This window comes from Candidatus Ruthia endofausta (assembly GCF_013342985.1).
Taxonomy (GTDB): domain Bacteria; phylum Pseudomonadota; class Gammaproteobacteria; order PS1; family Pseudothioglobaceae; genus Ruthia; species Ruthia endofausta.
The window spans coordinates 191,884-205,919 of sequence record NZ_CP054490.1; the positions used below are offsets into that span (position 1 = coordinate 191,884).

Genomic DNA, 14,036 nt, shown 5'->3' on the forward strand with positions numbered 1-14,036 from the left:
TTGCAGATGATTATTATGCGAACATTAAATCACCTTCAGAAAATAGAAATAATGAACCATATTTAGATCAAGATTTAAAAACATCTATTTGAAGAGATGGTTAATAATCAGAAATAATAGACAATGATATCTCAAAATATAAATGATTTTTACAGTTAATTGGGGAAAATAATATGATTACAATATTGCCTGAAAGATATGACAGTGACAGAGGAGTTATCTACTATGGAGATGCTTTGGAACGACTTGTGTCAACATAGTTCGTTTGAATTGTCCAACTGGCATGAGTCTGTTTTAAATTCATGCGAACAACAATATGTAGGTGGTAGTCAGCTTCCTATGAATTGGGAGAAGAATAAGCAACAAATACGCAATAAGATTGAATGAAGATAAAAATATTGCTGATAGCTAAAACAGATTTGATTAATGGAAGCCATACAGCAACTTCTAACACAACTACCTAAGGGTATTGTCCTTATGAGCAAGGAAAACACTCGTCCGTTTGAGTGTGACGGTTTAAGTGTGTACAAGCAAAAGCCTTTGGCAGTAGTATTGCCAGAAAATATTGCGCAAATTAAGCAAGTATTGAAAATTTGTAAGGACAATAACACGCCAGTGGTAACACGGGGTGCGGGGACGGGTTTGGCGGGTGGGGCGATGCCGCTTGAAAATTCAGTTGTGCTGGGTTTGTCTAAGTTAAATCAAGTGAAATCAATTGATGTGGAAAACCGGTTGGCTGTGGTTGAACCAGGTGTAAGGAATATTGCCATTAGTGAGGCAGTAAGGCAGCACGGCCTTTATTATGCGCCTGATCCATCAAGCCAAATTGCTTGTACGATTGGCGGAAATGTTGCTGAAAATTCTGGCGGTGTGCATTGCTTAAAATATGGATTAACAGTGCATAATGTTGAGGCAATTAAAATGTTAACCATTGATGGTGATGAGTTAATACTGTCTCGCCAAGATGATGGATTAGGACTATTGGCACTGATGAATGGCTCAGAGGGTTTGTTGGATATTATTACTGAAATTACAGTTAAACTTACATCAAAACCTGCTCTTGCTAGAGTGGTGATGGCAGGGTTTGATTCTGTTCGAGATTGTGCCAATGTAGTAGCTGATATTATTAAGGCTGGCATTATTCCTGCTGGGTTAGAAATGATGGATAGTTTTGCCATTGAAGCGGCTGAAGGGTTTGCTAAAGTTGGTTATCCGCTAGATGCCAAGGCGTTATTACTTTGCGAGCTTGATGGCACGCAGACGCAAGTACAAGCAGAACTTGATAGCGTATTAAAAGTCTTATCAGGCGCATCGACTTTAAAAGTATCTGAAAGTGAAGAAGAGCGACTCAATTTTTGGAAAGGACGTAAGTCTGCTTTTCCTGCAGTGGGTAGATTGTCTCCTGATTATTATTGTATGGATGGCACAATTCCAAGGCGACATTTGGCAGATATGTTGGAAAAAATTAACGAGCTGAGCAAGAAATATCAACTCAGAGTCGCCAATGTTTTCCATGCGGGTGATGGTAATTTGCACCCGCTTATTTTATACGATCTAAATATAGAGGGCGAATTAGAAAAAGTGGAAGAATTCGGTACTGAAATTTTAAAACTCAGCGTAGATATGGGCGGCACTATCACAGGGGAACATGGCGTGGGTGTTGAGAAGTTAAATGCCATGTGTCATCAATTCAATGCAAAAGAATTAGCAATTTTTCACAAAATTAAAGCTGTATTTGACCCTAAATCTTTGCTCAATCCTGGAAAGGCCGTGCCAGAATTACATCGCTGTGCAGAATTAGGTGCGATGCATGTGCATCATGGTAAATTGCCTCATACTGAATTGGAGCGCTTTTAATGTCAAATCGAATTAATCAATTACAACAACTGATTAAAGATACTAATAATTTACACATTAATAGTGAATGGTTAGCGCATACAGGTGTGATTGAATATTTTCCAGAAGAGCTGGTCATTACAATCAAAGCTGGCACTAAAATTAGTGATATTCAAACTCAATTAGCTAAGCATAACCAAACGCTACCATTTTTTATAAAAACGGTTGATATGAGTATTGGTGCTGCTTATGCGCACGGTGCTCAGGATTTATCAGATTGCGTGCTAGGTGTGAAGATTATTGATGGTACTGGGGAGTATTTAAACTTTGGTGGCCAGGTGATGAAAAATGTAGCAGGCTATGATGTGGCACGTTTATTGGTTGGCTCAAAAGGCAAGTTGGCTGTAATTACACAAATTAGTTTTAAGGTTATGCCAATCTCTTATATGACCCAATTATCAGCACCCATTAAACGAGCAATCACCTCACAATTGCACCAACAAATTGAGCAAAAATTAAAACAAGTGTTTGATCCTAGGGGTATTTTTAACTAATGCAAACCATCGGCATTCAAAATCTTAAAGCCAATGACATTATCAGAAAATGTGTTCATTGTGGATTTTGCCTAGCCACTTGTCCGACTTATCAATTATTAGGTGATGAATTGGATTCACCTCGTGGGCGTATTTATTTGATTAAATCAGCCTTGGAAAATCATCATTTTTCTAAACAAAGTATTATTCATTTGGATCGTTGTTTAACGTGTAGGTCATGTGAAACCACTTGTCCGTCAGGCGTGGAATATGCTCAATTGGCGGATATTGGGCGTGAATTTGTAGAGCAAAAACGTCCACTTTGGCAAAAGGTGTATCGATACTTTGTTCGTCAATTCTTAACCACCCCTATTTTATTTAATTCAATTGGGTTTATTTTTAGGCATTCTCAAGTCAAAGGAAAATCCATTAAATCTATTGTAAAAATAGGCAAAGTTTTGTTGTTAGGTGGCTGTGTGCAACCTGTGCTTGCACCTAATATTAATCACAGTATTAAAAATATTTTAGCAAAATTAGGCTATGAAACTATAGAAACCCCGCAAAAACAGTGTTGTGGGGCGATTGACCAACATTTAAGTGCTAGTCACGACGCCTTGGCTAAAATCAAGCAAAATATTGACACTTGGCTTAAAGTTGAGACTGAGGTAATTATTTCTAGTGCTAGTGGTTGTGGATTAATGGTTAAAGACTACGTATCTATGTTTGAAGCATCAGACCCTTATTATCAAAAAGCGCAACTCATTGTTAATAAAACCAAAGATATTGCTGAGTTTTTAGCTGACCAAAATTTAAGCCAGCTTAATTTAGAAAAAGTTGATATTTCTTATCATGAGCCTTGTACATTGCAACATGGTCAGCAATTAGGCGGATTGGTTGATTCTATTTTGAATTCACTGGGTTATCAGCAAATGCCTGTTGTTGATTCACATTTATGCTGTGGCTCTGCAGGCACGTATTCTATTTTTCAGCCAAAATTATCACAACAATTAAGAGCCAATAAGCTCAAACATTTACAAGCAACCAGCCCACAAATGATTGTAACCGCAAATATTGGCTGTTTAATACATCTGCAAAAACAGGCAAAAATTCCTGTTAAACATTGGGTTGAATTATTGGATAACCAAGTTTAATTAATTTATACAAATATCTATGGGTAGAAGAAGAAAACCAAAAGCCAAAACTTACGAGTTAAACATAGAGTCGCTTTCCCATGAAGGGCGAGGGATTGCACGTTTTGAAGATAAGGTTATTTTTGTGAGCGGGGCGTTACCAGGTGAGCTTGTGATTGCTAATCGCACATTTTCACGTGCTAAATTTGAAGAGGCTGATGTTAGGCAAGTATTAAAGCCTACGGATAATCGAATCACACCTAAATGTGACGTATTTGGTATTTGCGGTGGTTGTTCGTTTCAACATTTATCTAGTGAAGATCAAATACAGGTTAAGGGTGATTGGCTAAAAGATGCGCTTGCCAATCAGGCAAAAGTTGAGCCAAAGACTTGGCTAGAGCCGCTTCAAGTTCAAAGTTGGGGTTATCGGCGCAAAGCTAGATTGAGTATTCGATATGTGGCTAAAAAAGACAAAGTATTGGTTGGATTTAGAGAAAAAAAATCTTCATTTATCACCAATATGAGTCGCTGTGAGGTTTTGCATCCGTCCATAGGCGAACATCTTGAAGTGCTTGCTGATTGTATTGAAAGGCTTAGCATTAAGTCCAGTATTGTACAGTTTGAAGTGGCGATTGCTGAGAATAATACAGTGCTTACTTTAAGACATCTTGAGCCTTTGAGTGTAAAAGATGAGCAAATATTAGCAGATTGTGCCCAAGAACTGGACATTACTTTTTATACCCAGAGTGGTGGTTTAGATAGTGTTAAGCCGTTAGACCAGCCTGTTGTGCTAACGTATTCACATCCTAATCATGATATTGTCATGGAATTTTTATCCACTGATTTTGTTCAGGTGAACTTTAAACTTAACCAACAAATGGTTGATTTGGCACTAGAATTACTTGAACTTAATGAGTCTGATGAGGTGATTGATTTATTCTGCGGTCTGGGTAACTTTACCTTGCCAATTGCAAGACATGCTAAACATGTGCTGGGTATTGAAGGTGATTTAGGATTGATTGAAAGGGCAAAGTATAATGCACAAAAAAACAACATTACCAATGTTGATTTTTATAAAGCAGATTTATTTAAAGAAGTGGCAGGTTTTGAGTGGTTTAGAGGTAAGACTTACAACAAAGCGCTCATTGATCCAGCTAGATCTGGTGCGGTTGAAATTGTAGAGTTACTGCCTACACTAGGTGTTAAAAGGTTGGTATATGTGTCTTGTAATCCTGCAACATTAGCACGCGATACGCTCAAGTTAATTGAGTCTGGATTTACGCTTGAAACTGCAGGGGTGATGGATATGTTTCCTCAAACTGCTCATGTAGAATCCATTGCTTTATTCACTCGATGATAAGTATCAATATCAGCACCTAAACTTTGGATTATTATCAAGATAACGTCTTGCAGAAATCTTATCCAATTTCAAGTTTAATCAACGGTGTGGACGAAGCGAAAGGTTCATTTTGTACGCCAACTGGACGATTTAAAATCAGTGAAAAAATTGGCGATAATGTAGAATTAGATACTGTATTTATTGCCAGAATGCCAACAGGTGAGATTTATTCAGAACAATTATTTAATGAACAAGCCGATAAAGATTGGATATTAACTCGAATCTTATGGCTTGATGGGGTTGAAAGAACATAATAAAAACACGCATGAGCGCTATATTTATATTCACGGTTTGCTCGATGAATTTATGATGGGTATTCCTAAGTCAAAAGGCTATATTCGCATGCGGAATCAAAATATTATTGAATTATTTGAAAGGGTTCACATAGGGGAAGATGTTGCTATAATTGAACGATGAATCAGTTAATACAATACTTGCCAAAGAAGGCCTTCGAACATTTGCAAACCAATCAAGATGCAGTTTTGATTGACGTGCGTTGTGAGGCAGAAAATAAATTTGTTGGCAGACCTGTTGAATGTATTTTTGTACCTTGGCTTGATGACCCTGATTGGGAGCCTAATGAGGGTGAATTTATTGCCGCTATTAAACGTTTTATTGGCGAGAAAAATAATTTCTTAGAACGTGAGATTATTTTAATTTGTCGTAGTGGTTATCGTTCAAATGATGCAGGAAAATGCTTAATTGAGCATGGTTTTACCAATGTGGCGCATGTCGTTAGTGGCTTTGAAGGGGATCTTGATGAAAATGACCAGCGAGGCAATTTAAATGGTTGGCGTCATAATGGCATACCTTGGTTGCAATGTTAGGTGAGTAAAATACTAAATATCTATTTAGATAAACGTATGTTGTTTATCTTTTTAAATGGCGTTGCTAGTGGTTTCCCATGGGTGATTATCGGCTCAGCCATGACTTTATGGCTTAAAGATGCCGGATTAACACGCACGGCAATTGGTTTTTTTGGCTCAATTTTTTTCGTTTATTCTATCAATTGGCTATGGGCGCCATTACTTGATAGAGTTAAAATCCCATTTTTAAAAACACTTGGTTTTAGACGCAGTTGGTTGCTACTTTTACAAGTCTTATTGTTTTTTTTAATCATCGCTATATCATGGACAGACCCTAAAATAAGTATCGTTTGGGTGTCGTTACTCGCATTATTAATTGCCATCACCTCAGCTACTCAAGACATTGTTATTGATGCTTATCGCATTGAAATAATTAGCGAAAGCAAGGATGGTAAAATTGCTGCTGCCGCCGCCGCTTCAACAAGTGGCTGGTGGTTTGGCTTTGGCTTTTTGGGTGCATTCTCACTCTACTTAGCAGATTATTCTAACAATTGGTCAATGGTGTATTTTGTCATGAGTTTTTTTGTGCTAGGCTTTATGCTAACAACGCTACTCATGCCAAAGGAGGCGCATTCAAGTCAAACAACCACTGACACGCCAGAACAATGGTTAGGTGAAACTTTCTTTAGCCCGCTTAAAGATTTCTTTAACCGTTTTGGCACAACGGCTATTTTAATTTTACTGTTCATTATGTTTTTTAAAATTGGCGAAGCGTTTCTTGGAAAAATGTCGTTGGTTTTTTATGATGATATCGGTTTTTCTAAGACTGATATAGCTACCTATTCAAAACTTCTAGGCTCAACTTTGACCATTATTTTTTCAATCATTGCAAGTTTTGTTAGCATTCGTTTTGGACTTCTTAAGGGCCTGGTTATTGGTGGCGTATCAATGGCATTGACTAATTTGATGTATAGCTACTTAGCAACAATTGGAGCAGACAAGGAGTTTTTAGTATTAACCATATTTTTAGATAATTTCACTTCCGCCTTTTCAACCGTGGCATTTGTGGCATTCATCTCCTATTTGGTTAATAAAACTTACACTGCCACACAATACGCTTTAATGTCCTCTATGGGTAATTTGGGTAAAATTTTATTTGCTAGTAGCAGTGGCTTGTTGGTAGATAGGTTAGAAGGTAGAGGCTGGGTCGTTGCTTTTGGTGGCGAATGGGTGGTATTTTTTGCCATTACGGCACTCATGGTCATTCCTAGCCTTATTATGCTATTTTGGATTGGCAAAAAATTTAAACATTTATTTATATAATGGGTCCTATTATGATGGATGTGTCAGGATTGGCACTGACCATACAAGAAAAACAACAATTGATTAAACCCTCTATTGGTGGTGTTATTCTGTTTGGGCGTAATTTTGAATCTATTGAACAAGTAACTTTGTTAATTAAAGACATTCGCCAAGTTAATAAAAACTTGCTGATTGCTGTTGATCACGAAGGTGGGCGAGTGCAACGTTTTCAAACCGGATTTACTCACTTGCCAGCCATGGCAAAATTAGGTGTATTGTATGATAAAAATCCAAATATAGCGATAGATAAAACATTTTCTTGTGGGTTTGTCTTGGCGTATGAATTGTTAACCATTGGTGTGGATTTTTCTTTTGCACCTGTGTTGGATGTTAATTATGACACTTCCAAAGTGATTGGTGACAGAGCTTTTCATTCTAACTCTGATGTGATTGTAAAATTAGCAAACAGTTTAATTAATGGCATGCACAAAGCGGGTATGAAATGTGTTGGTAAGCATTTTCCAGGACATGGATTTGTCACCGCAGATTCACACCTTGACTTGCCAATAGATGACAGACCAATGAGTGATTTGTTACAAGATATGGAACCCTTTCAGGGGTTAATTAATCATGGACTTGATGCACTCATGCCTGCCCATGTTGTTTATACTCAAGTAGACGACAAACCAGCAGGGTTCTCCTCTAAGTGGATTAAAGATATTTTGCAAAATCAACTCAAATTTAAAGGTGTTATTTTTAGTGATGATTTATCTATGCAGGGCGCACATTTTATTAAAGATATAACCGATAGAGTAAAAACATCATTGAATAGTGGTTGCGACATGGTGCTTGTATGTAATCATCCTGAGCTAGTCACGCAAATAATTGACAAGGATTGGGGTGTGGTGAGTGAAAAATTACAATCAATGCAAGGCTTTTATGGATTTAAGTCCGATAAAATCAACCATCAGCAACATTTAACAACCATTAGAGATTTATTATGAACAATGACAATACACAAAATTTTGAAATTAGGCTTCTAGATGCAGTCAGAAAAACCCTTATTGCTGTTGCTAAAGACACTATGACCCAATCAGGATTAAAGCACCCGCTTAGTCAAGCAACACAAAAAATGATAACCGATTGTTTAGATATTGTAACCAGTAGACAAATTGCCATTGAAAAATCTTCAGGCTCTCATACTAGGATGAAACCTGTTTACACTGATAAACAAACTGTGCAAAGTTTTTCAATTGATGATTTAAAGAAAACTTTAAATTAAGATTTTCGATAAACCTCTTTTCGGTGTTTAATCTTGATGATAGTGATAATTACTTGTTTTTCGATAATTTCCTAAATAACCCAATAAAACTGCCTATACGCATTCTAAAGTAGGGTGATAACTCGCCTATCAGTCTCTTCCCCAAGTTCGGATTATTGGTAAGTTTAGTTCTGATGGCATGTAGTATTTTTTTCTGTTGGTGTTTATCAATCTTTTTAAGGTCTTTGACAACTTTATCATCAAATAGTAGTTTATAAATCAAGTGATTTTTCTAACTCATCTATACTGATTAGATTGCGATTTTTGTCTTGTGAACGTTGTTGTGCTTGATGGTAATCTAGCATATAATCTAGGCAATTATTCAGCGCTTCTTTGACAAAAAAACTTTTAGGGCGTTTGGTCACTTCTGCAAGTTTCGTTAGTTTGGCTTGGGTATTTTTATTTAGTCTGACTGATAGCATGATGTACTCCTAAGTATTACATGTCATATTTGTATGACATTACAGTATAATTTTATTATGCGAGACGGGTTTATACAAATTCTAAATTTGCATACGAACTAATCAGCCATTTTGTGCCCACTTGCTTAAATTTTATTTGTATCCTGACAGAATCGTCTTGACCTTCGAAGTTCAACACTGTTCCTAATCCAAATTTGGCATGTTTAACTGGAGCACCGATGAATAATTGGCCATCAGATTTGGGTGTGATATTTTGATTAAAAGTATTATCAGCATTGTAATTTTGTATTGTTGCACTAAATTTAGCCTTAATTTTATTTAAATATCTACTTGGAATTTCGTCTAAAAAACGTGAAGGATAAGCGTGTAAAAACTCTCCGTGTAAAAAGCGTTTAATGGCATAAGAAAGTGATAATTTTTTCATGACGCGAGTCATGCCCACGTAGCACAACCGTCTTTCTTCATCCATTAAATGTGGTTCATCCTTGCTTTGTCTGGAAGGAAACAAGTCCTCTTCCATGCCGACCAAAAATACATATGGAAATTCTAGCCCTTTGGCTGAATGTATAGTCATGAGTTGCACATTTTGGTTAATGGTATCGCCACTAAAATCTAGTGATGCTAAAGAGATAAATCCTACCACTTCGTTCATCTCGCTATCTTGTTCATGGTTATATTGTTGCGCTGCGGTGATTAGCTCTTCTAGATTTTCTTTCTTGCTACCAGCTTTATCAGTTTTGTCATTAGAATAATGCACCATTAATCCTGATGTGTTAAGCAAGTTGGCTACTTTTTCAGATAAACCTAGGTACTTTGTGTTATCTGTCATTTGCTCAATTAGCTTGATAAATCCATTTAATGCGTTAGCAGAACGAGTTGGTAAGGTGGATGATATTTGTATGGCTGCTTGAAAAAGACTGGTGTGGTTGTCTTGTGCAAATGTGCGTATTTTTTCAACTGTTGTATTTCCAATACCGCGAGTTGGAAAATTAACCACACGCTCAAAGGCAACATTGTCAGCTGAATTTTCTATCAAACGCAGATAGCCTAAAGCGTTTTTAATCTCAGCACGCTCTAAAAACCTTAAACCACCATAGATAATATAAGGAATGTTGTATTTTATTAGCGCTTCTTCAAAGATGCGAGATTGAGCATTAGACCGATACAAAATGGCACAATCACTAGGTGATGCATCATCAGTGATTAATTTTTGAATACTGCTGATGACATAATCTGCCTCATCTGTTTCAGTTCGTGCTTTATAAACATCAATCAATTCACCATTGCCAGCATCAGTCCAAAGAGATTTACCCATACGATTGGTGTTATGGGCAATTAAGGCGTTAGAAGCGTTTAGAATATTACCAGTTGAACGATAATTTTGTTCTAAGTGGATGGTTTCAATGGGAAAAAAATCTGTGTATAGTTTGGTGATATTTTCTATTTTGGCCCCGCGCCAGCCATAAATAGATTGGTCGTCATCACCCACACAAAATACTCTATTATTACCACTAAACAATAATTTAATCCATTTATATTGCACCGTATTGGTGTCTTGAAACTCGTCCACTAAAATGTGCTCAAAGCGCGCTTGATAATGATTAAGCAAGTCCGTGTTATTTTTTAATAACTCATAACTACGTATCAGTAGTTCTGCAAAATCAATTAAGTCATTTGTTTGACAGTGTGCCTCATAGAGTTCAAACACTTCAAGATTATTTTTAATAAAATAGTTATAACCAGGGTCAATGTCTTGTGCGCGAATACCTTCGTCTTTTTGATTGTTAATAAACCACTGCACTTTTCTAATGGGAAACTTAGATTCGTCAATGTTATTTTCTTTCATTAAACGTTTGATAATGCGAAATTGGTCTTGTGCATCTAAGATTTGAAAGCCAGAAGTCAACCTAGCTTTTTCATAATGAGCACGCAATAATCGGTGTGCCAAGCCATGAAATGTTCCCACCCACATACTTTGAATAGGACGCCTTAATAGAATGCTTAACTTTTCACGTATTGCAGCAGCAGCTTTATTGGTAAAAGTAACCGCCAGAATGGCATCAATGCGAATATCTTTTTGTGTGATTAAATAGACAATTCTATGGGTTAAAACTCTGGTCTTGCCACTGCCTGCACCTGCTAGTATCAAAACATTTTTTTCATTATTGAGTGTGACTGATTGGCATTGTTTGTCGTTTAGGCCATTCGTTATTTCAGATAAATTCATTTTTTTCTTGTCTTATGGGATTAAATGGTTATAATATTACCTTTCTCTTATATTAATTGGAAAGATGAGTTGATATAAGTAAACAAAATTATAAACACTATTAAGGAGTATCAGTAATGACTTATTATGAAGGCGTTAAAAAAATGGAAGAAATGAGCGTAAACGATAACTATATTCAAGGCTGGGTTGCAGGTTTCTTAAATAATCCTGAAATTGAAGAGCAAAGAATTACTGACGAGTGGGAATCAGGTTATGAAGATGGTAAAGAGCGCACAGACACCAACTTTACAAACTTCTGCTAGACCGTTTAAAAGAATCTTATAAGAAAAACCCCGTTATCGGGTTTTTTTATGCGTTAACCATGATGGAGAATAATTGGCAATATCATGCAAGATATGCGCTTAAAGGCGCCAACCAAAGTAACGATTTTTTCAAAACAAAGGCATTCAAAGACCAAACTTTTCCCATTAAAATTCCCTTAGAATTTGCACAACTGATTGATAAAAACAACAAAAATGACCCCTTGCTAAAGCAAGTTATCAGTGCTAAAGTTTTATCAAAAAGCGCAAATTTTAGTTTATCACCACTAGAAGATGAAAAGTATTCCCCTGTGGCTGGACTTATTCATAAATATCCAAATAGAGTATTATTAATTGCTTCACAAGTTTGTGCCATTCATTGCCAATATTGTTTTAGGCAAAACTTTAACTATACTGAGCACGATGCTATTAGCAATTGGAATGAAGTACAAAATTATATTATTAATAATATAAAAATTAATGAAGTGATATTAAGTGGCGGTGACCCGCTGAGTTTGAGTGGCGATAAACTTAGCGTATTGATTGATAATATTGCAAATATTGCACACATAAAAACACTACGCATTCACACGCGTAGTGCTGTTGTGACACCTAATAGAATAACTAACAAATTATCGGATATACTTAACCAGTCAAGATTAAATGTTGTCATGGTATTACACACAAACCACGCACAAGAGTTGTCCGCTCAATTTGCACAAAAGATTACCAAGCTGAGCGGTATTACTTTGCTCAATCAATCAGTATTATTAAAAGGTGTGAATGATTCAATAGAAGAACTGACAGAGCTTTGTTTGAAGTTATTTGATTTGGGCATATTCCCCTATTATTTACACATGTTGGATAAAGTGCAGGGCGCGCAAGATTTTTTAGTTAAAGATGATTATGCCATTCAACTACATCAGCAATTAAAAAACAACTTAAGCGGATATTTGGTGCCTAGGCTGGTGCGTGATAATGGCAACCATTCTAAAGATTGGCTACTTTGAGATAGCTTTTTCTAAAGCCATCATGTCCATTTCACCCATGTGGTAATCAACCAAATTGCCGTTTGCTCTATAAATATAAGTACTTGGCATGCCAAGTACTTCACCAAATTTTGTAAATTGATCGCCGTTTTTATCATCAAAAAGGATGATGGGGTAATTCACCATAAATGTATCAGTAAATTCAATAATGGCTGCTTTATCAGTTTGCTCATAATCAAGCCCTAGAATAAGAACCTTGTCTTTATTTTTTTCATAGAATTCAACAAAAGCTGGAATTTCTTTTAAGCAAGGTGGACACCAAGTTGCCCAAAAATTAACCACTAAGTATTTACCTTGAGTGGATTTATTGGTATGTATATTGCCATTAAGGTCGGTTAGAGAAAAATCAGGCACTTTGATTCTTCTCTCCTCTTGCCACACATCATTAGCAGATTTGACAATGTCATCAACGCTGATTGCCTGAACAATATTTAAAGCAAAAAATAGCGAGCATATAAAACCAAATTTGACAATTTTATTGCCTAATTGAGATGTGCGCCTTGTGGGTATAATGGAATTTTTTGCCATATTTATTTAGTCATGAGTACAATCATTTATCACAATCCAAGATGTTCGAAATCAAGAACAACGTTAGCTATTTTAGAACAAAAAAATGTTGATTTTGAAATAATTAAATATTTAGAAAATCCACTCACCAGTAGCGAACTCAAACAATTATTAACCGATTTGAACCTTGAGGCTAGATCACTCATGCGCAAAGGTGAACCTGAATACAAAGAACAAGGTTTAGATCATAAAGCTTTAACTGAAAATCAATTAGTTAGTGCCATGGTCAAAACCCCAAAATTAATTGAACGACCCATTGTAAGAACAAACAAAGGCGTTGTTATCGGTCGTCCACCTGAAAATGTTTTGTCCATTCTCTAAATTCATTTGGAAAGCTTTAGTCAATAAAGTAGGGTTGATAGATGACCTTCACGTGCTTCAATGTTAGAGTAATAAGCATCATCCAGTCCTTCAACCACTGAACTTTTAACCACATCTACTTGCAACAGCTCTTTACTCCATGCACTTAGATGTTTAAAATCATCAAGTGATAAAATATTTTTGGTAAATTCATTAATCCAACTTAGGCGTATAAATATTGGTGCAAAGGCGGCATCGATGATTGAAAAACTATCACCATTAAAAAACTTGGCATTATTTTTAACAACTTCAATTTTGGCCAGTTTGTCAAACAAAGATCTTTTTGATATACGGAATTTTTCCTCATCGCCCGTTACTACACCAAATAGATCGTCAAATAGGGTTGATGAAAATTGAATCCATGAACGATTCTCAGCTTTTTGAATAAGGTTGCTAGGGTGTAGATTGGTTTTGCTAATATCATTAATAAATTCAGTAATCACGGAAGATTCAAAGATAATTCTCTCATCTGCTTTTAATAAAGGCACTTGTCCAGTTGGGGAAATTTGCTTAAACCAATCAGGTGGATTCATTGGATTGATGTGGTTTAATTCAAAATCAAGTTTTTGTTTATTTAGCAAAATAATGGCGCGTTGTGCAAATGGACAAAGTTTAAAGCTGATCAGTTCTAGTTTCATAATTCCTCGATTGATTGTTGTATTATCCTCTGTGATAAGGGTGATTAGTAAGTAATGAATGGGCGCGATAAATTTGCTTCACCGCTAGTAACCTTGCAAATGCGTGTGGTAATGTTAAATTTGACAAACCCCATAATTGATGGGCAG

20 protein-coding genes are annotated in these 14,036 nt (G+C 36.2%); 14 read left to right on the top strand and 6 right to left on the bottom strand.

The genetic code is table 11. From position 1 onward, the window contains the following. Positions 1-204 precede the first annotated feature (204 nt). The 11 genes from HUE58_RS01030 to HUE58_RS01075 are packed head-to-tail and all read left to right on the top strand — an operon-like array spanning position 205 to position 8,288. Entirely contained in the window at positions 205-387 is a 183-nt protein-coding gene (locus HUE58_RS01030) for a hypothetical protein (protein WP_174605241.1), read from the top strand. Positions 388-426: 39 nt separating this feature from the next. Continuing rightward, positions 427-1,857, top strand: a complete 1,431-nt coding sequence (locus HUE58_RS01035) for an FAD-linked oxidase C-terminal domain-containing protein (RefSeq protein ID WP_174605242.1) — start codon at positions 427-429, stop codon at positions 1,855-1,857. Next, the gene (locus HUE58_RS01040; protein WP_174605243.1) at positions 1,857-2,390 is read left to right on the top strand and encodes an FAD-binding protein; all 534 of its coding nucleotides are present in this window, start codon (positions 1,857-1,859) and stop codon (positions 2,388-2,390) included. Before HUE58_RS01035 ends, HUE58_RS01040 begins: the two co-directional genes overlap by 1 nt. After that, positions 2,390-3,520 (top strand): glycolate oxidase subunit GlcF, encoded by a 1,131-nt coding sequence (gene glcF / locus HUE58_RS01045; RefSeq protein ID WP_174605244.1) that lies wholly within the window; start codon positions 2,390-2,392, stop codon positions 3,518-3,520. The genes HUE58_RS01040 and glcF overlap by 1 nt, the downstream gene beginning before the upstream one ends. A 19-nt stretch (positions 3,521-3,539) precedes the next feature. After that, entirely contained in the window at positions 3,540-4,856 is a 1,317-nt protein-coding gene (rlmD, locus tag HUE58_RS01050) for a 23S rRNA (uracil(1939)-C(5))-methyltransferase RlmD (protein WP_174605245.1), read from the top strand. Between the two features lie 50 nt (positions 4,857-4,906). Then, the gene (locus HUE58_RS06745) at positions 4,907-5,152 is read left to right on the top strand and encodes a L,D-transpeptidase (protein WP_246260821.1); all 246 of its coding nucleotides are present in this window, start codon (positions 4,907-4,909) and stop codon (positions 5,150-5,152) included. Further along, a complete protein-coding gene (locus tag HUE58_RS06750; RefSeq protein WP_246260822.1) occupies positions 5,133-5,315 on the top strand; it encodes a L,D-transpeptidase family protein in 183 nt (60 codons plus the stop codon). The genes HUE58_RS06745 and HUE58_RS06750 overlap by 20 nt, the downstream gene beginning before the upstream one ends. After that, positions 5,312-5,725, top strand: a complete 414-nt coding sequence (locus tag HUE58_RS01060; RefSeq protein ID WP_174605246.1) for a rhodanese-like domain-containing protein — start codon at positions 5,312-5,314, stop codon at positions 5,723-5,725. The genes HUE58_RS06750 and HUE58_RS01060 overlap by 4 nt, the downstream gene beginning before the upstream one ends. Continuing rightward, positions 5,726-7,027 carry an AmpG family muropeptide MFS transporter gene (locus HUE58_RS01065; protein ID WP_174605247.1) on the top strand — a complete coding sequence of 434 codons (1,302 nt, stop codon included), beginning with the start codon at positions 5,726-5,728 and terminating at the stop codon, positions 7,025-7,027. Beyond that, a complete protein-coding gene (nagZ, locus tag HUE58_RS01070; RefSeq protein WP_246260823.1) occupies positions 7,027-8,010 on the top strand; it encodes a beta-N-acetylhexosaminidase in 984 nt (327 codons plus the stop codon). The genes HUE58_RS01065 and nagZ overlap by 1 nt, the downstream gene beginning before the upstream one ends. Further along, the gene (locus HUE58_RS01075; protein WP_174605248.1) at positions 8,007-8,288 is read left to right on the top strand and encodes a hypothetical protein; all 282 of its coding nucleotides are present in this window, start codon (positions 8,007-8,009) and stop codon (positions 8,286-8,288) included. The genes nagZ and HUE58_RS01075 overlap by 4 nt, the downstream gene beginning before the upstream one ends. Positions 8,289-8,337: 49 nt before the next feature. Here HUE58_RS01075 and HUE58_RS07200 read toward each other — a convergent pair whose 3' ends face one another. From HUE58_RS07200 to uvrD, 3 genes are all read right to left on the bottom strand, one after another. Next, positions 8,338-8,550: a type II toxin-antitoxin system RelE family toxin gene (locus HUE58_RS07200; protein ID WP_340689622.1), complete on the bottom strand. Its 213-nt coding sequence runs from the start codon at positions 8,548-8,550 to the stop codon at positions 8,338-8,340. Then, on the bottom strand, positions 8,540-8,749 hold the full coding sequence (gene relB / locus HUE58_RS01080; RefSeq protein ID WP_174605249.1) for a type II toxin-antitoxin system RelB family antitoxin: 210 nt from the start codon (positions 8,747-8,749) through the stop codon (positions 8,540-8,542). The genes HUE58_RS07200 and relB overlap by 11 nt, the downstream gene beginning before the upstream one ends. Positions 8,750-8,819: 70 nt before the next feature. After that, on the bottom strand, positions 8,820-10,976 hold the full coding sequence (gene uvrD, locus HUE58_RS01085; protein ID WP_174605250.1) for a DNA helicase II: 2,157 nt from the start codon (positions 10,974-10,976) through the stop codon (positions 8,820-8,822). 116 nt (positions 10,977-11,092) lie between these two features. Here uvrD and HUE58_RS01090 point away from each other — a divergent pair, with 116 nt between their 5' ends. Continuing rightward, positions 11,093-11,278, top strand: coding sequence for an Alvin_2107 family globule sulfur oxidation protein (locus HUE58_RS01090; RefSeq protein WP_174605251.1), 186 nt, complete (start codon positions 11,093-11,095; stop codon positions 11,276-11,278). A 59-nt stretch (positions 11,279-11,337) separates the two neighbouring features. Beyond that, on the top strand, positions 11,338-12,285 hold the full coding sequence (locus HUE58_RS01095) for a KamA family radical SAM protein (RefSeq protein WP_174605252.1): 948 nt from the start codon (positions 11,338-11,340) through the stop codon (positions 12,283-12,285). On the opposite strand, the gene HUE58_RS01100 is transcribed toward HUE58_RS01095, so the two are convergent. Further along, positions 12,277-12,852 (bottom strand): TlpA family protein disulfide reductase, encoded by a 576-nt coding sequence (locus HUE58_RS01100; RefSeq protein ID WP_174605253.1) that lies wholly within the window; start codon positions 12,850-12,852, stop codon positions 12,277-12,279. The two genes, HUE58_RS01095 and HUE58_RS01100, sit on opposite strands and share 9 nt — an antisense overlap. 12 nt (positions 12,853-12,864) lie before the next feature. Between HUE58_RS01100 and arsC the strand changes: the two genes are divergently transcribed. Further along, positions 12,865-13,212, top strand: coding sequence for an arsenate reductase (glutaredoxin) (gene arsC, locus HUE58_RS01105; RefSeq protein WP_174605254.1), 348 nt, complete (start codon positions 12,865-12,867; stop codon positions 13,210-13,212). Positions 13,213-13,232: 20 nt separating this feature from the next. Here the strand turns inward: arsC and HUE58_RS01110 are convergent, their stop codons facing one another. Both HUE58_RS01110 and HUE58_RS01115 read right to left on the bottom strand, forming a co-directional pair. Continuing rightward, positions 13,233-13,889 (bottom strand): glutathione S-transferase family protein, encoded by a 657-nt coding sequence (locus tag HUE58_RS01110; protein ID WP_174605255.1) that lies wholly within the window; start codon positions 13,887-13,889, stop codon positions 13,233-13,235. A gap of 22 nt (positions 13,890-13,911) precedes the next feature. Next, positions 13,912-14,016, bottom strand: a complete 105-nt coding sequence (locus HUE58_RS01115; RefSeq protein WP_174605256.1) for a 23S rRNA (pseudouridine(1915)-N(3))-methyltransferase RlmH — start codon at positions 14,014-14,016, stop codon at positions 13,912-13,914. Positions 14,017-14,036: the final 20 nt, after the last annotated feature.

Coding starts and splice junctions, on each gene's coding strand:
- HUE58_RS01035 (WP_174605242.1), top strand. CDS start 427: ATGGAAGCCATACAGCAACTTCTAACACAACTACCTAAGGGTATTGTC.
- HUE58_RS01040 (WP_174605243.1), top strand. CDS start 1,857: ATGTCAAATCGAATTAATCAATTACAACAACTGATTAAAGATACTAAT.
- glcF (WP_174605244.1), top strand. CDS start 2,390: ATGCAAACCATCGGCATTCAAAATCTTAAAGCCAATGACATTATCAGA.
- rlmD (WP_174605245.1), top strand. CDS start 3,540: ATGGGTAGAAGAAGAAAACCAAAAGCCAAAACTTACGAGTTAAACATA.
- HUE58_RS06750 (WP_246260822.1), top strand. CDS start 5,133: ATGGGGTTGAAAGAACATAATAAAAACACGCATGAGCGCTATATTTAT.
- HUE58_RS01060 (WP_174605246.1), top strand. CDS start 5,312: ATGAATCAGTTAATACAATACTTGCCAAAGAAGGCCTTCGAACATTTG.
- nagZ (WP_246260823.1), top strand. CDS start 7,027: ATGGGTCCTATTATGATGGATGTGTCAGGATTGGCACTGACCATACAA.
- HUE58_RS01075 (WP_174605248.1), top strand. CDS start 8,007: ATGAACAATGACAATACACAAAATTTTGAAATTAGGCTTCTAGATGCA.
- relB (WP_174605249.1), bottom strand. CDS start 8,749: ATGCTATCAGTCAGACTAAATAAAAATACCCAAGCCAAACTAACGAAA.
- uvrD (WP_174605250.1), bottom strand. CDS start 10,976: ATGAATTTATCTGAAATAACGAATGGCCTAAACGACAAACAATGCCAA.
- HUE58_RS01090 (WP_174605251.1), top strand. CDS start 11,093: ATGACTTATTATGAAGGCGTTAAAAAAATGGAAGAAATGAGCGTAAAC.
- HUE58_RS01095 (WP_174605252.1), top strand. CDS start 11,338: ATGATGGAGAATAATTGGCAATATCATGCAAGATATGCGCTTAAAGGC.
- HUE58_RS01100 (WP_174605253.1), bottom strand. CDS start 12,852: ATGGCAAAAAATTCCATTATACCCACAAGGCGCACATCTCAATTAGGC.
- arsC (WP_174605254.1), top strand. CDS start 12,865: ATGAGTACAATCATTTATCACAATCCAAGATGTTCGAAATCAAGAACA.
- HUE58_RS01110 (WP_174605255.1), bottom strand. CDS start 13,889: ATGAAACTAGAACTGATCAGCTTTAAACTTTGTCCATTTGCACAACGC.